Here is a 21,333-nt window from a genome sequence, read left to right as displayed (position 1 = left end):
TCCGGTGTTTTCGGAAACTTCTGGCTTTTGCCAGCACATTCCGGCACATACTCACGTCAGATTCACTTCCATCGTGATCTTTGTGCCTACACCTAATTTTGTTACTATCTCCATGTCATCGGTATATTTCTTCATATTTGGCAGGCCCATTCCGGCCCCGAATCCGAGGTTTCTCACCTCGTCCGGCGCAGTGGAATAACCCGCCTGCATGGCAAGCTCAATATCCGGAATACCCGGGCCCACATCATCCAATACCATCCGTACCTTTTCCGGCGTGATCTCCACCGTAATTTCACCGCCGTTTGCGTGGATCACCATATTGATCTCGCCCTCGTACATGGCAATGGCCACCTTACGCACGGCCTCCGGACTGATGCCAAGCTGCTTTAGCTTTCCCTTTACATCACTGCTGGCTTCTCCCGCCCGGGTAAAATCATCTGCTGAAACATGGTATTGCAATACGATCGCATTTTCCATCAGATTGCACCTCCGCCAAGTCCTGCTCTGTAGAGCATGCCGCAGGTAGAAAACATACGGTGTCCCGTTTCCATGACGATCAGGTCACGTTCCTTTGCCATGGCAAGGATCGTTTCATCCGGATGCTTTCTCCGGACAAAGATGAGACAAACAATATCCAGCATCTCTGCTGTCCGGATGACCTGCGGATTGCAAAGTCCTGTGATCAGGACCGAATGATCTTTTGAAAACGCCAGCACATCGCTCATCATGTCCGATGCGCAGGCACTGGTGATCTCGCGGTCCAGAAATTCTTCTCCTACCAGCACCCGCGCGCCGAGGATTTTCTGAACATCTCTTGCTGTCATAAGCAGATTCCCCCTGTCATAAAGAATAAATGTAACTATTCAGTAGGTCTGCGCATTTACTGCGCTGACCGTAAGAAAACATAGGATGGCAGGCAAAAATCCCATTGCCGCAGGCAATTTTCATGGATTTTTGCTCGTGACTGTGAAGATACTGAACAGTTACGAATAAATGAAGCATGGCTGCATATTGGTTGATCCATTTCATTGCAGCTCATCTTGTCATATTTTTGTCAGTCCAGACAATTTTATAGTGTAAGAATATCATTTATTATGTAAATAATCAACAAAAATATATTTTTAATTTTAAACCAATGCTTGATTTTTGTGGATTTTTTTTCATCTTCATGTTAATATATTATATACATTTTACAAACACATTTAGGAGGAGGGTTTACATGGCTTGTAAAAAAGAGACGGTTCCGTTCAGCGGAACACCGGAGCAGGAGGCTGCTTTAAAAAAGGTGATCGCTGAACTTAAGGACACCCAGGGCGCACTCATGCCGATTATGCAGCAGGCTCAGGATATTTACGGCTACCTGCCGATCGAAGTCCAGACTATGATTTCCGATGAAACCGGAATCCCGTTAGAAAAGATCTACGGCGTTTCCACATTCTATTCCCAGTTCGCACTGCAGCCAAAGGGCAAATATCAGATTTCCGTATGCCTTGGCACTGCCTGCTACGTAAAAGGCTCCGGCGCCATTTTTTCAAAACTGGAAGAGCTTCTTGGCATCACCAACGGAGAGTGCACTCCGGACGGGCGTTTTTCGCTGGATTCGTGCCGCTGTGTCGGCGCCTGCGGACTGGCTCCCGTCATGATGATCAACGACGAAGTTTACGGACGGCTCACCCCGGACGACATTCCCGGCATCCTTGCCAAATATCAATAGCCTATGATGCCGGAAATTTCCTTAAACATCCTTGACGTAGCAGAAAATTCCACCCGTGCCGGCGCATCCCTGGTACAGATTACCGTAGATGTACAGCCGGAAGCGGACAAACTCACTGTCATCATCACGGATGATGGCTGCGGCATGACACCAGAGCAGATCAGACAGGTTACCGATCCGTTCTACACCAGCCGTACCACCAGAAAGGTAGGCCTGGGCGTTCCTTTTTTCAAATTTGCCGCCGAAAGTACAGGCGGGAGTTTCTCCATCGAATCAGAGCCCGGAAAAGGAACCATGGTCACTGCGGTCTTCACCTTAAATCACATTGACCGGATGCCTCTCGGTGACATGACTGCCACCATCCACACTCTGATCCAGGGCCACCCGGCAACCGATTTTCTCTATGTTTACCGCTGCGGCAACAAAGAATTTTCCCTGGATACCCGCGAGATGCGTGCCATCCTTGGAGACGTTCCCCTTACCGCACCTGAAATTTCCAGCTACCTCAAAGACTATCTGACTGAAAACAAACTTGAAACCGACGGAGGATCGGTTTATTAAGGAGGACCAACCTAACATGAAAAGCCTTGAAGAATTAAGAGCAATCCGCGAGAGAATGCAGAGTCAGGTCAGCATGCGTGCGGAAGACCACACCCACACTCGCGTTGTGGTCGGCATGGCTACCTGCGGCATCGCCAGCGGTGCCAGACCTGTCTTAAATGCCCTTTCCACTCTGGTTCAGGAAAAGGGCCTGACCGATAAAATTTCCGTTACCCAGACCGGCTGTATCGGTCTTTGCCAGTATGAGCCTATCGTAGAAGTCATGGAGCCGGGCAAGCCGAAGGTTACTTATATCAAAATGAATGTGGACAAGGCTGCCGAGGTGGTAGAGCGCCATCTGATCGGCGGACACATTGTCGAAGAATATACCTTAAATTCTGCAGATCTGAAATAAGGAGGACAACAGATGTATCGTTCACATGTATTGGTTTGCGGTGGAACAGGCTGTACCTCCTCCGGAAGCCAGCAGATTATGGAAACATTAAAAGAAGAGATCAAAAAGGCCGGGCTGGAAAAGGAAGTCTCCGTAGTCCAGACCGGATGTCACGGTCTCTGCGCCCTGGGCCCGATCATGATCGTCTACCCGGACGCCAGCTTCTACTCCATGGTAAAGGTAGAAGATATTCCTGAGATCGTTCAGGAGCACTTATTAAAGGGACGTGTCGTTACCCGTCTCCTCTACCAGGAGACAGTTACCCCAGCCGGTGTCAAGGCCCTGATCGACACAGATTTCTACAAGAAGCAGCACCGTATTGCCCTGCGCAACTGCGGCATCATCAACCCGGAAGTCATTGAAGAGTACATCGGAACCGGCGGCTATCAGGCCCTGGGCAAGGTCCTTACCGAGATGACTCCGGACGATGTCATCCAGTGCCTGATCGACTCCGGCCTGCGCGGACGCGGCGGCGGCGGATTCCCAACCGGTCTCAAATGGAAACTGGCCAAGCAGAATGAAGCTGACCAGAAATACGTCTGCTGTAACGCAGATGAGGGTGACCCGGGCGCATTCATGGATCGCTCCGTCTTAGAGGGTGACCCGCACGCGGTACTGGAGGCTATGGCCATTGCCGGTTACGCCATTGGTGCAAACCAGGGCTACATCTATGTGCGCGCAGAGTATCCGATCGCAGTAGAACGTCTGAAAATCGCTATCAGCCAGGCACGCGAGATGGAACTGTTAGGAAAAGATATTTTCGGAAGCGGCTTCGATTTTGATATCGACTTAAGACTCGGTGCCGGAGCTTTCGTCTGCGGCGAGGAAACCGCACTCATGACCTCCATTGAAGGAAACCGCGGCGAACCGCGTCCGCGTCCTCCGTTCCCGGCACAGAAGGGCTTATTTGGCAAGCCGACCATCTTAAATAACGTAGAGACCTATGCCAACATCCCGCAGATCATCTTAAACGGTCCGGAATGGTTTTCTTCCATGGGTACCGAGAAGTCCAAAGGAACCAAGGTATTTGCACTGGGCGGTAAGATCCACAACACCGGCCTCGTAGAGATCCCGATGGGTACTACCCTGCGCGAGGTCATCGAAGAGATCGGCGGCGGCATCCCGAATGGCAAGAAATTCAAAGCAGCACAGACCGGTGGTCCGTCCGGCGGATGTATCCCGGCAGAGCACTTTGATATCCCGATCGATTACGACAACCTCATCTCCATCGGCTCCATGATGGGTTCCGGCGGTCTGATCGTTATGGATGAAACCGACTGTATGGTAGATATCGCAAAATTCTTCCTGGAATTCACTGTAGAAGAATCCTGCGGTAAATGTACTCCATGCCGCATCGGCACCAAACGTATGCTGGAGATCCTCACCAAGATCACCAAGGGCACCGCTACCATGGAAGATCTGGATAAGCTGGAAGAGCTCTGCTACTACGTGAAAGAGAATTCTGCCTGCGGTCTCGGCCAGACAGCTCCTAACCCGGTTCTGTCCACCCTGCGTTACTTCCGTGACGAGTACGAAGCACACATCAAAGAGAAACGCTGCCCGGCAGGCGTCTGCAAAGCGCTCCTTTCCTACCATATCGACGCAGACAAATGTAAGGGCTGTACCCTGTGTGCAAGAAACTGCCCGGTTGGCGCCATCATCGGCTCCGTCAAGAATCCGCATATCATCGACACCGATAAGTGTGTGAAATGCGGCGCCTGCATGGAGAAATGTAAATTCGGCGCAATCTACAAACAGTAATGGAGGAGAATGGCTATGGAGAATATCACAATCAAAATCAACGGCATGGAAGTCAGTGCCCCGAAAGGCTCCACCATTCTGGAGGCAGCCCGACTGGCGCACATTGAAATTCCGACTCTGTGCTTCTTAAAAGAGATTAACGAGATCGGTGCATGCCGTATCTGTGTAGTAGAAGTAAAGGGCGCAAGAAGCCTGGTGGTTTCCTGCGTATACCCGATCAACGAAGGCATGGAAGTATGGACCAACACCCCAAAGGTACTGAAGTCCCGCAGAAAAACCCTGCAGCTTCTGCTTTCCAACCATGACCGCAAATGCTTATCCTGCGTCCGCAGCGGAAACTGCGAGCTGCAGCAGCTCTGTAAGGAGCTCGGCGTTACCGATGAAGACTATTACGATGGTGAGCGCACCCCGTCCGTCATCGATGACAGCGCCGTTCACATGATCCGTGACAACAGCAAATGTATCCTCTGCCGCCGCTGCTCTGCAGTCTGCGAGAAGGTACAGGGCATCGGCGTTATCGGCGCCAACATGCGCGGCTTTGCCACCTTTATCGGATCCGCATTTGATATGGGACTGGGCGAAACCTCCTGTGTCTCCTGCGGCCAGTGTATCGCAGTCTGCCCAACCGGTGCTCTCCAGGAGAAATCCCAGGTGGACGAGGTTCTGGCAGCCATCGCAGATCCGCAGAAGCATGTCATCGTGCAGACCGCTCCGGCAGTACGCGCCGCTTTGGGCGAGGAATTTGGTTATCCGATCGGCACCAATGTACAGGGCAAGATGGCAGCTGCCCTTCGCCGCATCGGCTTTGATAAAGTATTCGACACCAACTTCAGCGCCGACTTAACCATTATGGAAGAGGCTCATGAATTCCTGGACCGTGTGCAGAACGGCGGTGTGCTTCCGCTCATCACATCCTGCTCCCCGGGCTGGATCAAATACTGTGAGCACTATTTCCCGGATATGACCGAGAACTTATCCAGCTGCAAATCCCCGCAGCAGATGTTCGGTGCCATTGCAAAATCCTACTACGCTGAAAAGATGGGGCTGGATCCGAAGGATATCGTTTCCGTTTCCATCATGCCGTGTACCGCAAAGAAATTCGAGATCCAGAGACCGGGTGAAGCTGCAAACGGAGTTCCGGATGTAGATTACTCCTTAACCACAAGGGAGCTTGCACGCATGATCCGCAAGGTCGGCCTGAAATTCACTACCCTCCCGGACGAAGAATTTGACGCTCCTCTGGGACTTGGAACCGGTGCAGCTGTTATCTTCGGCGCAACCGGCGGTGTTATGGAGGCAGCACTCCGCACCGCAGTGGAAACCCTGACCGGTGAGGAATTACAGAATCTGGACTTCACCGACGTCCGCGGCATGGAAGGCATCAAGGAAGCTACTTATCCGGTAGCAGGTCTGGAAGTTAAGGTAGCCATCGCCTCCGGCCTTGGAAACGCAAGAAAGCTGCTTGAAAAAGTCAAATCCGGTGAAGCTACCTATCATTTCATCGAGATCATGGGCTGTCCGGGTGGATGTATCAACGGCGGCGGCCAGCCGCAGCAGCCTGGCTACGTACGCAACAGCGTCGATATCCGCAGTCTGCGCGCCCAGGTTCTCTATGACGCTGACAAAAACAACCCGATCCGGAAATCTCACGAGAATCCAGCGATCAAGGAGCTGTACACAACGTATCTTGGTGAGCCTGGAAGCGAGAAGGCGCATCATCTGTTACATACCACGTATGTAAAGAGAAAAGTGAACGAGATCTAATAAAAATTAAATGAATAGCTAATAAGGTCCGAAGTTTCGGTGCGGTCATACAGAACCGCAGACACTGAGTGGAATTTTGTACTTCGTGCGCTCCGCCGCCGGTTGTCTCCCCTGCGACCTAAACTCGCACGCCTTGCGTGCTCAAACAAAGGTCTCCGGGGAGCCGCTATGCTCGCGCACGAAGAAAATTCCAATGTGTCTGCCTGTTCTGCATGACTGCCCCGGAACTTCTGCTGTACTGGCTATGCCAGGATAATAAATAACGCAGTCAGAACGTTGCTGATAAAAAGCCTGTAAATCCGACTTTTTATAGTAGCGTTCTGGCTGCGTTTTATTTTATGACAGAGTTAATATGGGTTGTAGTCAATGTTTTTGTAGCGGAGCCACTACAACAGGAAGTGAATGAGACCGCTTTCCGGGATTTTCAGCATATCAGGTGTTTGCATCTTGAACACACGTGTACGAATGCAGCGGATGTAGTCCGATGCAGGCGAACGCGTGTTGTGAGAGCAAGCAAACAACGATATGGGAAAATAGAGGAAGGCGGTCTCATTCTCTTCCGGACCTTTATTCGTCCCGTCCTATAATTGCTATTTAGTGTCTGTGCATTGCCACCTGTTCTACGCCCAGGTTCTTTAAGTTTGCATGTACCTCGCGGTCATCTGCCTGGCCGATCAGAAGATCTCTTGCCTTCTTTGCCTCCAGCTCGGTCTTATGCTTGCTCGGACCGCCTACACAGCCGCCTACACAGGCCATACCCTCTACAAAGTCCGCCGGAAGCTTGCCGACTTTCATAAGAAGCAGTGCTTTCTTACACTCTGCCGCACCGTTGCACTTCATTACATTCGGGGTGATATCCTCGTTCATTTCCTTGAAGCACTCTACCACCGCCGCGGTTACGCCGCCTGCGTTGCCGAAACGCTTGCCGAATACAGAACCTTCCTGATAGGTGTTTTCCTCCGGCTCAAGCTCTACGTCCTTCGCACGCATCATGGCACGAATCTCACCAAAGGTCATGGCATAATCTGCGTTGTCCTTGATGTTTAAGTCCAGAGTCTCGCTCTTCTTTGCGATGCATGGTCCAATGAAAACCGTAACCGTCTCCGGGTCTTTTTCTTTCAGCATTCTGGAAACGGCACACATCGGAGAAACGGTGGTGGACATGTTATCTAACAGCTGCGGGAAGTGCTGCTTGATCATGTTTACGAAGGCCGGGCAGCAGGAAGTGGTCATCTTCTTACCCTCTTTGTAAGCCTCTGCCCACTCAGCAGCCTCTGCTGCAGCAGTCATATCGCCGCCTAAGGCAACCTCTACCATATCTGCGAAGCCAACCTTCTTTAACGCGGTCTTCCAACTTGCCATGGTAATGTCAGCTCCAAACTGGCCCTCGGTTGCCGGTGCCACCATGGCTACTACCTTCTTGCCTGCATTGATCATGTTGATGACATCTACCATAAAGGTTTTGGAGCCGACTGCACCGAACGGACAGCTGTGGATGCAGGCGCCGCACTGGATGCACTTATTTTCATCAATCTCGCATACGCCATACTCGTCGTAGGTAATCGCGTCTACCGGGCAGGCCTTCTTGCACGGGCGCTCCAGATGTGCGATCGCGTTGTACGGGCAGGCATTTGCGCACTTGCCGCACTCCTTACACTTGTTCGGATCGATGTGGGCACGGGTATCCCCCATGCTGATAGCTCCGAAATTACAGGAATTCTGGCAGGCCTTTCCCATACATTTTCTGCAGTTATCGGTTACCGTGTAAGATGCGATCGGACACTCCTCACAGGCTGCCCCAATGACCTGGACCACGTTTCTGGAATCTTTGCCGCTGGTCGGGCATTTGCCCTCTGCCAGGCGGACACGCTGACGGATAATCTCGCGCTCTTTATAAATGCAGCAGCGGAACTGTGCCTGCGGTCCCGGGATGATGGTGTACGGAACCTGATCCTTGTGTTCCTCATCCAGCTCGCCGTTCCATGCCAGCTTTGCTACCTCGTAAAGTACGTCATGCTTGATGCGTAAGATTGTTGCGTCATTTGTTACCATAATTTTCCTCCTCATTTCCGAAGCATTGCAGCTTCAGCTCAACTCTTATATTTTCTTTCTATTTTGTAAGAAAACCTAATAATAGGTTACGGTTACCTGTTTTCCCATCTCTTCCACCACAGTCTTCAGCTGCTCCACCAGGTTCTGGCGAATGCCCAGATCAAATGGCAGGCCCGGATTCTGATAGGCACTGTTGATGGCTTTTCCCACATATAAATGCAACTCAGTGCAGTCCTCGATCAGCATTTTAGCTACCATGGAAGCACCATTTTGCTTATCCAGCTCCAGGAAGAAATCCTCTGAAACCGTTTCATTCTTCGCATAGCGCCGCAGAAGCTGCACCACACGGTTTAAGGTCAGCACGCCCTCCGTTACCAGCTCAATGCCATCCATATAGGCAATCGGCGGAATATCCGGATCCACATAGTCCATGGACACATCCAGCTTCTTTTTTAACACTCTGGACACGATAGTAGCACTGGTTCCGCCGCAGACGATCCGCTTGGTGGAATCATCACCGGACATAAAGCCTTTCACCATCTCCTCATCCATCGACGGATCCTGCGCCGGTCCTGTCATCAAATGCACCGGCTTTGCGCTGATAATGCGCATGCAGGCCACCGTGGTGTCATCCCCGGGACGGTACTGATAAAGCTCGTCACAGGCCTGGCAGATGGCTGCCGCAAGACGCATGGCTGATATGGTCAGGGCATACTGCTTCACTGCGTATTTCGCAATATCTTCCCAGAGCCAGCCAAAATTCAGGAGCTGCCCTACACCGGCATGGACGGTTCCATCACTCATCAGGATCAGCGCATCACCCCTCTGAACCCGAAAACGGTATTCGTTGATCTTCTTTCCCTGCACTTCCCGGATATTCCGGGGAATCGGCACAAGCTGACCATTCCGGATGAAAATACAGCTGGGATTATCAAATTCTACAAGATAGGCTTCTCCGCTGTGGAACACCTGCAGGATACTGAATGTAGAGTAGGCTACCTGTCTCACCCGGCAGATGGGCAGCGTCTCTACGATCGTTTCCACACACTCTTCCAGCGTGGCACCGTTTAAAAACATCGTTCCCAGGATCTTAGAGGTAAGCGTCGCCAGGATGTTGGCCTTGACACCGCTTCCCATGCCATCTGCCAGGATCATGATGTTGGAATCCTCTGTTTTTAACAGCTCCACCTTATCACCGCAGAGAACCTCATTAAATTTATTCAAGCTCTTATAAGCAACATCTACGGTAATTGCCATATCTAATTACCTCCGTTGTCGCTTCCGTCCTCCAGAAGAGACTTGCAAAGCTTCGTCAGAGTTGTTTTGGTCTCTGCCGTTGTCTCACCGAGAAGACCCGCAATCTCCTGGGCAACCATCATCTGCTTGTGGATGACCTTCTGGGCCAGGTCAATGGTATCTAACTTGCGCTCATACTCCAGTCTGGCCTGCTCTTCTTCTTTTGTGATATCAATGAAAGTGGCCAGCACCACGTTCTGCTCCGGTATATATACAATATTCTGCAAGGTATCCAGCTTGAATTCCGGATAATGGACCTTCTTGCCGTGAATGTTCTGGTGAGTATCAAATACCCACTGGAAATCTGACGGATCGATGAACTCGTAAAGATACATCTGAAGCGCTTCCGTACGGGTCTTACCGAAATACTTCTCACCCACCGCGGAATACTCCAGAAGCTTCATATCCTGATCCACGATCATGACCACATTCGGAGATGTCTCCATAACCAGGTTGGCAAAGGATTTGGACTTCTCATACATGAACGGAATACACATGTCAAGCTCTGCCTTTTTCTGATAAACCGCAATGGCCTTCTCCCGGCAGGTCGGATAACCGCAGGCGCCGCAGTTCAATTCATCGTCCGGGCGCATCTTTCCAGTCTTGGCAAGGATCTGACGGATCTCTGCCTCAGAAGGAACCGGCTCATGGGGGGTACGGTCAAAAAACACCTTATTCAGCGATACAGCCTCAAGCACCGGAGCTGTTTCCTGCTCCGGAACCGGCTCACGTCCGATCTGCTCTTCCATATCCAGTTTCACCTTAAAACGAGAAATAGAACGGTCATGGACGGTCGGTCCCTTGATGCAGCCGCCGGAGCACATGTTCATCTCAATAAAGCAGCCCGTAATCTCACCGCGGACCATACTCTGGCATAAGTCGATGCAGTTGCTCTCTCCATGTACATAGAACTTGCGATAACGGTCCTGCTTTGACTGTGTTGCCACCACGGAACTGATGACTCCGCTTGTGACCGGATAAAGGCGGTTTACACGCGGATCCATCCGTTCAAACGGGGTATCCTCGCAATCCTCGATGAGAATATCCTCTTCGTTTAACCAGCGGCTGATATCGTTAAAATTCAGCACTGCATCGATACAGTCCGCATGGCGCGGATCCAGCGCCTCCTGTTTTTTTGCGATACAGGGGCCCAAGAAAACGACCCTGGTATCCGCTCCCATCTGCTGTTTGATCATGCGTCCGTGGGCGATCATGGGCGAAACCACCGGAGCCAGATACGGAATCAGCTTCGGATAATATTTTTCGATCAGAGCGTTCACGCTCGGGCAGCAGGTGCTGATGATATTTTCCCTGGTTCCTTCCGAAAGAAGCTTCGCATACTCCGCAGTTACCAGCGCAGCACCCTCAGCAGTTTCACGAACATCGGTAAAGCCCAGACGCATCAGCGCACAGCGCACCTGCCCGATTGTATGGTATTTTAAGAGTCCCATATAAGATGGCGCAATGGAAATGACCACTTTCTCCCCGGCCTCAACCATGCCTTTTACCAGACTCAGGTCACTGACCAGAGTTTTGGCTGACTGTGGACAGATCTGCAGGCAGCGCCCGCAGAGAATACAATTTTCCGGCATGATCTCCGCACGCCCGTCTTTTACCATGATGGCCTTGACTTCGCAGTTGCGCACACACTTGTAACAGTGACGGCATTTTGTTGCTTTAAAGTCAATGATCGCCATACCTACAGCCTCCCTAAAATTTCCTTTGCAAAAAAGTCATCGGTGGTTTCCGGCTTTAAGGAAAAAAGTTCTCCGTCTACTGTCACGCAGACTCCATTCACACAGTTGCCGCTGCAAAAGGCTCCATTTAAATCTACCTTATCAGAAACTCCATGTTCCTTTACCAGTTCCTGCAGACGCTGGATAATCTCTCTTGACCCTTTTAAATGACATGCACTTCCGATACAGATCGTAACTCTCATAACTCAATCCTCCAAAATCGCATAATATAGGTTTATTTTCTCATATTGACACATTTTTATCAATAAGAAAATTACATAAAATAGCGTAAAACCGTGTTTTTTCTTGTATACAAAAACTTTTTTCAATTTTTTCAAAAAAGTGCTTGCATTATTTCCAGAATGGTGATATATTATTGGAGTCGCTTCGAGGCGTGGCTCAGTTTGGTAGAGCGCTGCGTTCGGGACGCAGAGGTCGCAAGTTCGAATCTTGTCGCCTCGACTCACTTCAGCTTATGCCTGAAGAAATGGCCTCATGGTCAAGCGGTTAAGACGACGCCCTCTCACGGCGTAAACTCGGGTTCGATTCCCGATGAGGTCATAGAATCAAGAATCAAAGCGAAGAAAACACCAGAGCAGCTGCTCTGGTGTTTTTTGTTTTTATATGATAGAAAATTACGTTCCATCATATAAAAACGCTCCGCGAGGATGCGCACCGCAAAAAGAGAACCGGATTTCTGCTTTCTGTTAGAAATCCGGTTCTCTTTTTTTAGCTGGGCCAGCGGGATTCGAACCCTCGAGTGCAGGAGTCAAAGTCCTGTGCCTTACCGCTTGGCGATGGCCCAATGGTTTTCGCAATCCAAATGCCTGTCCATTATATCCGATTACTGTAAAAAAAGCAATAGCTTTACCTTTTAAATCACCAAAATCTCACATTCAGCGAATGCCTTGATTCAGTTGACGTACCCCATTGAAAATATTATAATAGAACAATCAGCGGAAGTGCCGCACAAAGAATAAAGGAGTTTACAACATTTATGAAACAGATTATCCTGACCGGCGACCGTCCTACCGGCCGTCTTCATGTAGGCCACTATGTTGGCTCATTAAAAGAGCGTGTCAGACTGCAGAATTCCGGCAAATACGATGAGATCTATATTATGATTGCCGATGCACAGGCTTTAACCGACAACGCAGAACACCCGGAAAAGGTACGCGACAACATTATCCAGGTTGCCCTGGATTACCTTGCATGCGGCCTCGACCCGGAGAAATCAACCATTTTCATCCAGTCTATGGTTCCGGAGCTCACTGAGCTTACCTTCTACTATATGAACCTGGTTACCGTTTCCCGTGTGCAGAGAAACCCAACCGTAAAGGCTGAAATCCAGATGCGTAACTTTGAGGCAAGCATTCCGGTCGGCTTCTTCTGCTACCCGATCAGCCAGGCAGCCGATATCACCGCATTCAAGGCTACCACCGTTCCGGTTGGCGAAGACCAGATGCCAATGATCGAGCAGTGCCGCGAGATCGTGCACAAGTTCAATTCCGTATACGGCGAGACCCTGGTTGAGCCGCAGATCATCCTCCCGCAGAACCAGGCATGCTTAAGACTGCCGGGTATTGACGGCAAAGCAAAAATGAGCAAATCCCTGGGCAACTGCATCTACTTATCTGATGAGCCGGAGGATATCCGCAAGAAAATCATGTCCATGTTCACTGACCCGAACCACCTTCGCGTGGAAGATCCGGGACAGGTGGAAGGCAACCCGGTATTCATCTACCTCGATGCATTCTGCCGTCCGGAGCACTTCGCAGAATTCCTGCCGGATTACAACAGCCTGGATGAGTTAAAAGACCACTACCGCCGCGGCGGCCTTGGCGATGTCAAAGTCAAGAAGTTCTTAAACAATGTTATCCAGGACGAGCTGGCTCCGATCCGCGAGCGCAGAAAAGCATGGGAACAGCGTCTTCCGGATGTTTACGATATCCTGGCAGAAGGCAGCAAGCGTGCAAAGGAAACTGCAGCAAAGACCCTGGCAGATGTACGTCATTCCATGAAGATCGACTACTTCGACAATGGTACCTTAACCAAATAAAAGCGGCATTCATACAATGGCCGTCAATCGCACAAAAACCCCGGTGAAACCAATCACCGGGGTTTTTCAGTGCGGGCAACAGGACTTGAACCTGCACATCGGAGATACCAGAACCTAAATCTGGCGCGTCTGCCAATTCCGCCATGCCCGCGGATATGAATTCTTCATTCAGCGTCTACTGACGCCGTATGTGAATATACAGATTGTAAAAGATCCCTACGCATATGTGCATAAGGATCTGACAATCAGGGTGGATAGAGGGATTCGAACCCTCGGCCTCCAGAGCCACAATCTGGCGCGCTAACCAGCTGCGCTATACCCACCATTATGAAATTCATCTTTCACTTTCGTGAAAGAAACGAGCCTGAAGGGATTCGAACCCCCGACCCACGGCTTAGAAGGCCGTTGCTCTATCCAGCTGAGCTACAGACTCACTTTGAAAAGACTCGCTTTTCAAGAGCGGGTGATGGGAATCGAACCCACGTATCCAGCTTGGAAGGCTGGTGTTCTACCATTGAACTACACCCGCATATTCAATTCAATCGGGGTGACAGGATTCGAACCTGCGACCCCCTGGTCCCAAACCAGGTGCTCTAGCCAAGCTGAGCCACACCCCGGATCACTGAAAACCTGTATGTTCATCCGCCCTCTCAGAGTGCTACTGAACAACGCGAGAGTAATTATATAATACAGGTCTTCTTTTGTCAACAGTTTTTGAAAAATTTTTTTATATTTTTTTATTCCCCTAAAAACATCATGTGATATTTCGTGGTTCCGTCATCTGCCAGGTCCATGATCATGTAAGAAGGCATTCTGCCCTCCTGTCGCGGATAGGAAAGACTGCCCGGATTTAAAAGCGTGATTCCATCCAGCTCCTCCAGATATGGGCGGTGAGTATGGCCGAACATGGCAATGTCACAGCCACGATCCTTTGCTTCCTCCCAGAGGCGGTCCACATCCAGAGATACATTATAATAATGACCGTGAGTCAGAAAAGCTCGGTGCGGTCCAAGATCCAGTTCTATTTCCCGGTCCAGCGAGGAAAAGAAATCATTGTTCCCCTGTACCATAACCAGATCACAGTCCTCATCAAGCCAGTCCGCGATCACATGCTCGCTTCCCTCTGCGTCTCCCAGATGGATCAGCATATCAAACGGTTTTTCCTTCTCGATCACATCATACAGGTTTCCGTCTTTTCTGTGGGTATCACTCACGATCAGTATCTTCATCAGGCTTCCTCCTCAAAGTAATGCTCTAATTCCTTTTTCATGGCCTCCAGTGCCTTGCCGCGATGGCTGATCGCATTTTTCTGCTCCATCGTGATTTCCGCGGAGGTCATGCCGAATTCCGGAAGATAGAGGATCGGATCATAACCAAAGCCGCCGCATCCGGCCGGTTCCATGGCAATCTGTCCCTCCATAGCTGCCTCTGTGTGCAGAACACGTCCGTCTGGAAGGACTGCTGCAATATTGCAGACAAAGCGGGCACTGCGCTCCTGGCCTTTTGCGTCTGCCAGACGTTCAATGATATTCCGGTTCTTGATCTCGTAAGAGGTATCCTCGCCCATATAACGTGCAGAATAAATGCCCGGCTCTCCACCAATGTAATCCACCACAAGGCCGGAGTCATCTGCCAGCACTATATCACCGGTGCAGTTCCAGACCGCGCGGGCCTTGATTTCCGCGTTTTCCGCAAATGATCTTCCGTTTTCCACGATTTCGGGATCTGCCCCGGCCTCCTTCATGGAAACCACCTCACAGCCCAGATCAGCCATGATCAAGCGGATCTCTTTCATTTTTCCGGCATTGCCGGTTGCAAAGACGATTCTGTGTTTTTTCATATCTACTCCATTCTTTCTACTGCATCACCGTATACGCTTTCAGACAGAGGTTGCACTCCTGCTCTGTCTCCACCCGTTCCCATACATCACCATCTGCACTTAAATAGCCCTCTCCGTCCGTGATATCCACCAGGCAGCGTCCGTCTCCGGAATCGTATTCAATCGCCATGGGATGAACTGCTCCCGGCGTATGAAGCTTCAAGGTCACAGCAAAGCGCTCTCCCGGCTTAACTTTTACCGGTTCCGCAAGCGGTATGGTGTAATAGCCCGCATACGGAACCGTTCCGGATACCGTTCCAAGCTTCTTTTGCTTTAAGTGCCTCCAGTCTGCTGCCGGCTGGTCCGGCACGTCCGTGACGATGCCGATCTCATATTCCGTATCTGCATCCACCGCATAAAATCCGGCGGCACAGATCTGCTGCATGCCGGCTGAAGCCGTATAAACATTCGCTCCCCACACATTCTCATCTCCATAGCCGATCTGCCCCAGCCATCCGCACAGATCAGTCTGATAGATCCGGTCATAATTGTCTGCCGGTTCCACATCGGAATAGAGCAGATTGGTGTTACAGAGATTGGTATCGTAATAGGAAACATAGAAAAAACCCGCTTCGCCGAATCCCGTTCCCCAGCTGTTCTCGCAAAGAAAAGCGCCATTATCCGGCGGAAGCTCCGAAAAATTTTCTGCCGGATAATCATCATTCCAGCCCACAATGACCACATCGTGGTTGGGCGGAAGCGTTCCGGAATAATAGTAGGCTCCGGTTTTGTCATTATAGTAGCGGCTGTCCTGCTCCTGCCTCTGCAGTGTCGTATACAGTGCGCTCTGGACACCCCCGGTCCGATACACAGCTGCTTTGACAGCCTCACGGTCATATGCCGGCAGAATCCGGATCTCCTGTACATGCTTTGCCGCCGTCAGTCCCTCCGGCGAGATACCGTCCCCATAAGGATCCTCCTCCTCCAGGACAGGTCCTCTCCAGGAAAGCAGATAGGCCATGGACATGATATAGTCGCCTCCGCTTTTCTGATCCAGCAGAAAATTCGGATCATGGGACATATGGTCCTCCGAAAAATCATAGGATTCCTCCGGCAAAAGGCTGCTTTCCAGCGCCAGAAGCGATGCAAAGGCCCAGCAGGTGCCAAGATCTCCCTGGTTCTTTACCGGAGCTGTGCGTCCATCCTCCCGGGCATCATATCGCGCCGGAAGTTCTGAGTTTTCCGGTATCACAAGCTCTGTCACCGCAGAGGCTGTCTCTGATGTTACAATTTTCTCAGCTGTACAGCCGACTGCAAAAAATGCCGCGGCAGTCAGCACAGGAACCAGCCACATCCGCGCAAATCTATTTTTCAATTCAGCTTCTCCCTGCCTGTTCCATGGAGGCTTACTGCTCACAATCCTGTTTTTTCGGTGCGCCCTCCGGTTTTCTTCTCGGCGGCTTCGGGCCCAGGAACTGATAGAAATAGGTCTTCATCATACCATTGTAGATCTTACGGTTTTTATCTGCCTTGCGGCCCATATACTTTTCAACATCTTCATAGGAAGTAATGATAAACGCAGACCAGCTGTCCAACGCCTTAAAGCGCTCTCCGATCTGGGTATACAGAGCCGGAAGATTCTTTTTGTCTTCAATACGCTCGCCATACGGCGGGTTGGTGATCAGGAAACCGTATTTTTTCGGATGGCTTAGCTCCGACACCGGTCTCTGCTGGAAATGGATCATATGAGCCACGCCAGCCAGCTCTGCATTGGCTCTGGCTGCCTTAATGACCTCCGGATCCAGATCATAGCCCTGAATATCCACACTCACCGTATCGTCCACCATCTCCTGGGCCTCATCCATAGCCTCATACCAGCACTTGCGCGGAATGATCTGCTTCCAGTCCTCTGAAAGGAAGGAGCGGTTCATGCCCGGCGCCATATTAGCCGCCATCATGGCTGCCTCAATGGGAAAGGTTCCGCTTCCGCAGAACGGATCTACCAGGATGCGGTCCTTATTCCACGGCGTCAGCATAATGAGGGCCGCTGCCAGAGTCTCCTCGATGGGAGCCTTGCTGGTCAGCTTGCGGTATCCACGCTTATGAAGGGACTCGCCGGTGGTATCCAGCGCTACCGTCACAATATCCTTATACAAAGATACGCGCACCGGATAATCCGCACCGGTCTCCGGGATCACAGACACACCATAGCCCTGCTTCATGCGCTCTACCATAGCCTTTTTCATGATGGACTGGATATCAGACGGGCTAAAGAGCTTGCTCTTGATGGAATTGGCCTTCTTGACCCAAAAACGGCCATCCTGCGGGATATATTCCTCCCATGGCAGTGCCTTGGTTCCCTGGAAAAGCTCCTCAAAGGTGACAGCCTTAAAGCTTCCCACCTTCAGCAGAATACGCTCCGTCGTGCGCAGGAAAATATTCGCGCGGCAGATAGCCTCCGCATCTCCGAGGAAGGTTACCTTTCCGTCCTCCACCTGGGCAATCTCATAGCCGAGATCCAGGATTTCTTTTTTCAGGACTGCCTCCAGGCCAAAATGACAGGGTGCAATCAGTTCATATACTTTTGTCGCCATACCATTCCTTTCCTAACCTAATTTTGCCTCTTTGACTACATTTCCGTCAAAGTCAAGGATCTTGAAATCCTGCTCATCCAGGATCGCGTATGTAGCCGGATTGCCGCCCTTCGGGATGGAGGTGGAACCCGGGTTTAAGATGTAATGGCCGTTTACTTTTTCTGCCTTCAGAAGATGTGTATGACCATGTACCAGAATATCTCCTGCCTTTAACGGCGGCATCTGGTCCTGATTGAACAGATGACCGTGGGTAGCAAAGAAGGTCAGGCCATTTAACACCAGAATGGCATAATCTGCCATAACCGGGAACTCCAGAACCATCTGGTCTACCTCAGCCTCGCAGTTGCCGCGCACGGCAATGATCTCATTTTTGTACTCATTTAACATGGCGATCACCTGCTTCGGCGCATACTCCTGCGGAAGGTCGTTGCGTGGTCCGTGATACAGAAGATCACCCAGCAAAATCAGGCGCTCTGCTCCGGACTGACGGTACACCTCAAGCATTTTCCTGCAGTAATGGGCAGAACCGTGAATATCAGATGCAAACATGTATTTCATAGCGTATTCTCCTCGTCTTTTCTTGGAATTAATACTGTTATTTTATTACCCGCCCATGAACTTGTCAACGAATACCTCTGCCGAAATCATAACTGAAATCATAACCCGGAAATACCGCTCCCAAAAATCAGCATTGTGGTCCCCACTCAAGATACTTCCCACGGTAGGCCTGGATTCCGCCATATACATCCGCTGTCTCATATCCCAGAGAGGCCAGCCATCTGGCCGCCCGCATGCTGTTCGGTCCATGGTAACAGTAAAGCACGATCAGACTCTCCTGCGGCAGCTCCCCGATCCTGGCCCGCAGTTCTCCGTACGGAATATTCACAGCACCCCGGATATGTGCCCTGCGGTAGGCACGTGCATCCCGCATATCCACCAGAAACAGTCTCTTTCCCTGATCCAGGTATTCATCCAGCTGTGCTCCGCTTATCAGATCCCACATACGCATCCGCCTGTCCGTCTTTCTTACTATATCTTATGCAGACAGGCTGCGGTTGGACAATCCACGAAAAAAGAATGTGCCTTGACGCATCCCTGCGGAGCGCTTTTTTGTTTCATAGGACGCAATTTCCTATGAAACAAAAAAGGCCGTCTTCACAGGGAAGACGACCCTTTTTTCTGTTGCAGCCTGTTAGTTTCTGCTGCTGTTATCCATATTGTTCCGGCTGCTGTTGTATGCTTTATTCCTGCTGTTATTCTGCGTCTTGTTCTGCCCGGAGTTCCGGCTGCTGTTCTGGCCGGAATCGCGGCTGGTATTCCGGGTACTGTTCTTCTCAGAATCCACAGAATCAGAAGTATGGCAGTTTCTGCTATTGTCCATATCATTGTAATGGTCTCTCATGATCGCTACCTCCTGTTTGAGCTGTAAATTTGTTACGGGATTAGTATGCGAATCTGCATTACAAATATACTGTCCTGATCCTGTCTGTTTTTTCCAAAACGGAAAAGCCGGACAGGGGAGCTGTCCGGCCTTCACTAGGGAGTATAAATAATTAATAAGGTTGAAGAACCTGACTAAGGGGATCAGCATTCTTCCGCTTCATTATACTGGAAATGTGTGGAAAAAGCAATGCGATTTAAAACATGCTTACAATCTTCACCGGATTGCGGTAATTCCATTTGGAAATCTTGATGCCGGTCGCATAAGTAGACGCATGCACGATCTTTCCGTCTCCGATATACATGGCTACATGATTGATGCCGGAACCGCCGGAGTAAAACAGCAGGTCGCCAGGCTGCATCTGACTGGAGTTCACTGCGTGACCCTGGGTTGCCTGAGAACCGGAAGAACGGTTCATGCTGATGCCTGCGCCATGCTGCATGACATAGCGCACAAAGCCGGAACAGTCAACACCGGTATGCGGGTCATTGCCGCCTGCGCGGTACGGGCCGCCCACAAACTGGAGCGCATAGTCCACAAGATTCTGGCGGGCACTGGCTGCCTCTTCTGCTGCCCTGGCTGCCTCTTCCTCGGCTGCTGCCAGTTCTTCTTCCAGCTTCTTTGCTGCCTGGATTTCCGGAGCCGGTCCATTGTCCTCGTCAGCCACCTCTTCTGACGCCACTTCGAGTACAGTAGAAACCGGAGCCTCCTGGATGACCTCCGGCTCTGCATGTGCAACCATAGGTCTCTGCCACATCAAACCGCCTGATACTGCCAGCACTGCTGCTATGTATAATACTGTTTTCTTCATGAACCGCTCTCCAATCGTGAATACTTTATTTCTAAATATTACATAATTGTTAACTATGTTACAAAGAGATTATACACTTGTGACGCTTATGAGTCAAGCAATCTGGTCAAAATTTACTTTTTCTTAATAATTTCCTTTCGTTTTCTGTGCTATCTGTATAATTTAACCCATAAAATGGTAAAAAGCCGAGGGAGCAGACCCATGAAATCTTCTCTCCTGTTTCAATATGCCCTTTCCCGCTTTCTCCGTTTTGTGGTTACCGCGGAAATCCTGATCCTGACGGCCCTCTGCCTTTCTGTTTTCTCCCGGAAGCTATCTTCCGGAGCCATCTTTTCCAGCACCCAAAACGCCACTCCGTCAGACTCCGCTCAAACAGAAGAAAAAAAGTATATTAAGTGGGTCGATTTTTCTGTTCCGGATGAAGCGCTGCGTCAGGCTCTCCGTCTGGATGTAGACAGCTTTACATCTGACTGCCACCTAAACTGGATCGAGCTTCTCGCTTACCTTGCAGCTCGTTACGGAGGCGATTTTTCCCGGTTCCGCACTACCGACATGGATACACTGGCAGAACGTATAAAAGGTGGCGAATCCATGCAGACCCTGACAGAAAACATGAAATACTACGCCTATTATCTGGATGCCTACACCGCAGTTCTTGGCGGCATGGTCGGTACTTATGAAATTCAGGAGCCGGCAGAAAACGGCAGCCTGTCCTGGGTTACCAAATACGGATTAAAAGCCTTCTCTCCCATTGCTAAGCATTTTCCCTATCAGGATTATGACGATTTTGGTGTTTCCCGCAGCTATGGCTTCAAGCGCCAGCATCTCGGACATGATATGATGGGCCAGGTAGGAACCCCCGTCATTGCCGTGGAATCCGGCTATGTGGAGGCTATCGGCTGGAACCAATACGGAGGCTGGCGGCTTGGGATCCGCAGCTTTGACAAAAAACGCTACTATTACTATGCACATCTGCGAAAAAACTATCCCTATCACAAAGCCTTAAAGGAGGGCAGCATCGTCCAGGCCGGGGATGTGATCGGTTATCTGGGCCGCACCGGCTATAGCCGCACGGAAAACACGAACAATATCGATGAGCCGCATCTGCATTTTGGGCTTCAGCTCATCTTTGATGAATCCCAGAAGGATGGAAATAACGAGATCTGGATTGACTGTTACCAGCTTGTCCGGTTTCTGCAGCTGAACCGCTCCGAAACAAAAAAAGACCCGGAAACAAAAGAATATTCCCGGGTTCTTGAAATGCGTGACCCTGCAATTCCTTAGCAGAGTGC

21 protein-coding genes and 8 tRNA genes are annotated in these 21,333 nt (G+C 50.5%); 9 read left to right on the top strand and 20 right to left on the bottom strand.

Going from position 1 to position 21,333, the window contains the following annotated elements:
• Window positions 1-51 precede the first annotated feature (51 nt).
• Entirely contained in the window at window positions 52-477 is a 426-nt protein-coding gene (locus tag DW819_RS12420) for an ATP-binding protein (RefSeq protein ID WP_118733564.1), read from the bottom strand.
• Window positions 477-824: a DRTGG domain-containing protein gene (locus DW819_RS12415; protein ID WP_118733563.1), complete on the bottom strand. Its 348-nt coding sequence runs from the start codon at window positions 822-824 to the stop codon at window positions 477-479. Before DW819_RS12415 ends, DW819_RS12420 begins: the two co-directional genes overlap by 1 nt.
• Before the next feature lie 395 nt (window positions 825-1,219).
• On the opposite strand from DW819_RS12415, the gene DW819_RS12410 reads away from it, so the two are divergent.
• The 5 genes from DW819_RS12410 to DW819_RS12390 are packed head-to-tail and all read left to right on the top strand — an operon-like array spanning window position 1,220 to window position 6,233.
• Window positions 1,220-1,714 carry an NAD(P)H-dependent oxidoreductase subunit E gene (locus tag DW819_RS12410; protein WP_118733562.1) on the top strand — a complete coding sequence of 165 codons (495 nt, stop codon included), beginning with the start codon at window positions 1,220-1,222 and terminating at the stop codon, window positions 1,712-1,714.
• Window positions 1,715-1,717: 3 nt separating this feature from the next.
• On the top strand, window positions 1,718-2,275 hold the full coding sequence (locus DW819_RS12405) for a sensor histidine kinase (RefSeq protein WP_118733561.1): 558 nt from the start codon (window positions 1,718-1,720) through the stop codon (window positions 2,273-2,275).
• A gap of 16 nt (window positions 2,276-2,291) precedes the next feature.
• Window positions 2,292-2,669, top strand: coding sequence for a (2Fe-2S) ferredoxin domain-containing protein (locus DW819_RS12400; protein WP_118733560.1), 378 nt, complete (start codon window positions 2,292-2,294; stop codon window positions 2,667-2,669).
• Between the two features lie 12 nt (window positions 2,670-2,681).
• On the top strand, window positions 2,682-4,469 hold the full coding sequence (gene nuoF, locus DW819_RS12395) for an NADH-quinone oxidoreductase subunit NuoF (RefSeq protein ID WP_118733559.1): 1,788 nt from the start codon (window positions 2,682-2,684) through the stop codon (window positions 4,467-4,469).
• A 15-nt stretch (window positions 4,470-4,484) separates the two neighbouring features.
• The gene (locus tag DW819_RS12390; protein ID WP_118733558.1) at window positions 4,485-6,233 is read left to right on the top strand and encodes an NADH-dependent [FeFe] hydrogenase, group A6; all 1,749 of its coding nucleotides are present in this window, start codon (window positions 4,485-4,487) and stop codon (window positions 6,231-6,233) included.
• 594 nt (window positions 6,234-6,827) lie between these two features.
• On the opposite strand, the gene DW819_RS12385 is transcribed toward DW819_RS12390, so the two are convergent.
• From DW819_RS12385 to DW819_RS12370, 4 genes are all read right to left on the bottom strand, one after another.
• A complete protein-coding gene (locus tag DW819_RS12385; RefSeq protein ID WP_118733557.1) occupies window positions 6,828-8,285 on the bottom strand; it encodes a 4Fe-4S dicluster domain-containing protein in 1,458 nt (485 codons plus the stop codon).
• A 75-nt stretch (window positions 8,286-8,360) separates the two neighbouring features.
• The gene (locus tag DW819_RS12380; RefSeq protein WP_118733556.1) at window positions 8,361-9,542 is read right to left on the bottom strand and encodes a SpoIIE family protein phosphatase; all 1,182 of its coding nucleotides are present in this window, start codon (window positions 9,540-9,542) and stop codon (window positions 8,361-8,363) included.
• 2 nt (window positions 9,543-9,544) lie between these two features.
• Window positions 9,545-11,278: a [Fe-Fe] hydrogenase large subunit C-terminal domain-containing protein gene (locus tag DW819_RS12375; RefSeq protein ID WP_118733555.1), complete on the bottom strand. Its 1,734-nt coding sequence runs from the start codon at window positions 11,276-11,278 to the stop codon at window positions 9,545-9,547.
• 2 nt (window positions 11,279-11,280) lie between these two features.
• Window positions 11,281-11,520 (bottom strand): NAD(P)H-dependent oxidoreductase subunit E, encoded by a 240-nt coding sequence (locus DW819_RS12370; protein ID WP_118541471.1) that lies wholly within the window; start codon window positions 11,518-11,520, stop codon window positions 11,281-11,283.
• A gap of 185 nt (window positions 11,521-11,705) precedes the next feature.
• On the opposite strand from DW819_RS12370, the gene DW819_RS12365 reads away from it, so the two are divergent.
• Window positions 11,706-11,779, top strand: a tRNA-Pro gene (locus DW819_RS12365).
• 27 nt (window positions 11,780-11,806) lie between these two features.
• Window positions 11,807-11,878 (top strand) — tRNA-Glu (locus DW819_RS12360).
• A gap of 172 nt (window positions 11,879-12,050) precedes the next feature.
• Here DW819_RS12360 and DW819_RS12355 read toward each other — a convergent pair.
• Window positions 12,051-12,122: transfer RNA gene (locus tag DW819_RS12355), tRNA-Gln, on the bottom strand.
• 192 nt (window positions 12,123-12,314) lie between these two features.
• Here DW819_RS12355 and trpS point away from each other — a divergent pair.
• Complete coding sequence (gene trpS / locus DW819_RS12350) at window positions 12,315-13,376, top strand: tryptophan--tRNA ligase (protein ID WP_118733554.1); 1,062 nt, start codon at window positions 12,315-12,317, stop codon at window positions 13,374-13,376.
• A gap of 70 nt (window positions 13,377-13,446) precedes the next feature.
• Here trpS and DW819_RS12345 read toward each other — a convergent pair.
• The 13 genes from DW819_RS12345 to DW819_RS12285 all read right to left on the bottom strand — a co-directional run bounded on the left by DW819_RS12345 (window position 13,447) and on the right by DW819_RS12285 (window position 20,041).
• Window positions 13,447-13,527, bottom strand: a tRNA-Leu gene (locus DW819_RS12345).
• A gap of 98 nt (window positions 13,528-13,625) precedes the next feature.
• Window positions 13,626-13,699 (bottom strand) — tRNA-His (locus DW819_RS12340).
• Between the two features lie 36 nt (window positions 13,700-13,735).
• A tRNA-Arg gene (locus DW819_RS12335) sits at window positions 13,736-13,809 on the bottom strand.
• A gap of 25 nt (window positions 13,810-13,834) precedes the next feature.
• Window positions 13,835-13,905: transfer RNA gene (locus DW819_RS12330), tRNA-Gly, on the bottom strand.
• A gap of 13 nt (window positions 13,906-13,918) precedes the next feature.
• A tRNA-Pro gene (locus DW819_RS12325) sits at window positions 13,919-13,993 on the bottom strand.
• 120 nt (window positions 13,994-14,113) lie between these two features.
• Window positions 14,114-14,605, bottom strand: a complete 492-nt coding sequence (locus DW819_RS12320) for a metallophosphoesterase (RefSeq protein ID WP_118733553.1) — start codon at window positions 14,603-14,605, stop codon at window positions 14,114-14,116.
• Window positions 14,605-15,216, bottom strand: coding sequence for an RdgB/HAM1 family non-canonical purine NTP pyrophosphatase (gene rdgB / locus DW819_RS12315; protein WP_118733552.1), 612 nt, complete (start codon window positions 15,214-15,216; stop codon window positions 14,605-14,607). Before rdgB ends, DW819_RS12320 begins: the two co-directional genes overlap by 1 nt.
• A 16-nt stretch (window positions 15,217-15,232) precedes the next feature.
• Window positions 15,233-16,570 (bottom strand): lectin like domain-containing protein, encoded by a 1,338-nt coding sequence (locus DW819_RS12310; RefSeq protein WP_243025843.1) that lies wholly within the window; start codon window positions 16,568-16,570, stop codon window positions 15,233-15,235.
• A 31-nt stretch (window positions 16,571-16,601) separates the two neighbouring features.
• Window positions 16,602-17,789 carry a class I SAM-dependent RNA methyltransferase gene (locus DW819_RS12305; RefSeq protein ID WP_118733550.1) on the bottom strand — a complete coding sequence of 396 codons (1,188 nt, stop codon included), beginning with the start codon at window positions 17,787-17,789 and terminating at the stop codon, window positions 16,602-16,604.
• Window positions 17,790-17,801: 12 nt separating this feature from the next.
• The gene (gene yfcE / locus DW819_RS12300) at window positions 17,802-18,347 is read right to left on the bottom strand and encodes a phosphodiesterase (protein ID WP_118733549.1); all 546 of its coding nucleotides are present in this window, start codon (window positions 18,345-18,347) and stop codon (window positions 17,802-17,804) included.
• A gap of 127 nt (window positions 18,348-18,474) precedes the next feature.
• Complete coding sequence (locus tag DW819_RS12295; protein ID WP_182432648.1) at window positions 18,475-18,792, bottom strand: rhodanese-like domain-containing protein; 318 nt, start codon at window positions 18,790-18,792, stop codon at window positions 18,475-18,477.
• Window positions 18,793-18,981: 189 nt separating this feature from the next.
• Window positions 18,982-19,191, bottom strand: a complete 210-nt coding sequence (locus DW819_RS12290) for a hypothetical protein (RefSeq protein WP_118733547.1) — start codon at window positions 19,189-19,191, stop codon at window positions 18,982-18,984.
• Between the two features lie 235 nt (window positions 19,192-19,426).
• Complete coding sequence (locus tag DW819_RS12285; protein WP_118733546.1) at window positions 19,427-20,041, bottom strand: C40 family peptidase; 615 nt, start codon at window positions 20,039-20,041, stop codon at window positions 19,427-19,429.
• Between the two features lie 201 nt (window positions 20,042-20,242).
• Here DW819_RS12285 and DW819_RS12280 point away from each other — a divergent pair, with 201 nt between their 5' ends.
• A complete protein-coding gene (locus DW819_RS12280) occupies window positions 20,243-21,325 on the top strand; it encodes a M23 family metallopeptidase (protein ID WP_118733545.1) in 1,083 nt (360 codons plus the stop codon).
• The last annotated feature ends 8 nt before the right edge of the window (window positions 21,326-21,333 follow it).

This window comes from Clostridium sp. AM33-3, from assembly GCF_003480315.1.
In the GTDB taxonomy this organism is placed as follows: Bacteria; Bacillota; Clostridia; order Lachnospirales; family Lachnospiraceae; genus Brotaphodocola.
Note: the sequence above shows the minus strand (reverse complement) of the source record. Positions and strands in the feature narration are given on the sequence as shown.

Coding starts and splice junctions, on each gene's coding strand:
- DW819_RS12420 (WP_118733564.1), bottom strand. CDS start 477: ATGGAAAATGCGATCGTATTGCAATACCATGTTTCAGCAGATGATTTT.
- DW819_RS12415 (WP_118733563.1), bottom strand. CDS start 824: ATGACAGCAAGAGATGTTCAGAAAATCCTCGGCGCGCGGGTGCTGGTA.
- DW819_RS12410 (WP_118733562.1), top strand. CDS start 1,220: ATGGCTTGTAAAAAAGAGACGGTTCCGTTCAGCGGAACACCGGAGCAG.
- DW819_RS12405 (WP_118733561.1), top strand. CDS start 1,718: ATGATGCCGGAAATTTCCTTAAACATCCTTGACGTAGCAGAAAATTCC.
- DW819_RS12400 (WP_118733560.1), top strand. CDS start 2,292: ATGAAAAGCCTTGAAGAATTAAGAGCAATCCGCGAGAGAATGCAGAGT.
- nuoF (WP_118733559.1), top strand. CDS start 2,682: ATGTATCGTTCACATGTATTGGTTTGCGGTGGAACAGGCTGTACCTCC.
- DW819_RS12390 (WP_118733558.1), top strand. CDS start 4,485: ATGGAGAATATCACAATCAAAATCAACGGCATGGAAGTCAGTGCCCCG.
- DW819_RS12385 (WP_118733557.1), bottom strand. CDS start 8,285: ATGGTAACAAATGACGCAACAATCTTACGCATCAAGCATGACGTACTT.
- DW819_RS12380 (WP_118733556.1), bottom strand. CDS start 9,542: ATGGCAATTACCGTAGATGTTGCTTATAAGAGCTTGAATAAATTTAAT.
- DW819_RS12375 (WP_118733555.1), bottom strand. CDS start 11,278: ATGGCGATCATTGACTTTAAAGCAACAAAATGCCGTCACTGTTACAAG.
- DW819_RS12370 (WP_118541471.1), bottom strand. CDS start 11,520: ATGAGAGTTACGATCTGTATCGGAAGTGCATGTCATTTAAAAGGGTCA.
- trpS (WP_118733554.1), top strand. CDS start 12,315: ATGAAACAGATTATCCTGACCGGCGACCGTCCTACCGGCCGTCTTCAT.
- DW819_RS12320 (WP_118733553.1), bottom strand. CDS start 14,605: ATGAAGATACTGATCGTGAGTGATACCCACAGAAAAGACGGAAACCTG.
- rdgB (WP_118733552.1), bottom strand. CDS start 15,216: ATGAAAAAACACAGAATCGTCTTTGCAACCGGCAATGCCGGAAAAATG.
- DW819_RS12305 (WP_118733550.1), bottom strand. CDS start 17,789: ATGGCGACAAAAGTATATGAACTGATTGCACCCTGTCATTTTGGCCTG.
- yfcE (WP_118733549.1), bottom strand. CDS start 18,347: ATGAAATACATGTTTGCATCTGATATTCACGGTTCTGCCCATTACTGC.
- DW819_RS12295 (WP_182432648.1), bottom strand. CDS start 18,792: ATGTGGGATCTGATAAGCGGAGCACAGCTGGATGAATACCTGGATCAG.
- DW819_RS12290 (WP_118733547.1), bottom strand. CDS start 19,191: ATGAGAGACCATTACAATGATATGGACAATAGCAGAAACTGCCATACT.
- DW819_RS12285 (WP_118733546.1), bottom strand. CDS start 20,041: ATGAAGAAAACAGTATTATACATAGCAGCAGTGCTGGCAGTATCAGGC.
- DW819_RS12280 (WP_118733545.1), top strand. CDS start 20,243: ATGAAATCTTCTCTCCTGTTTCAATATGCCCTTTCCCGCTTTCTCCGT.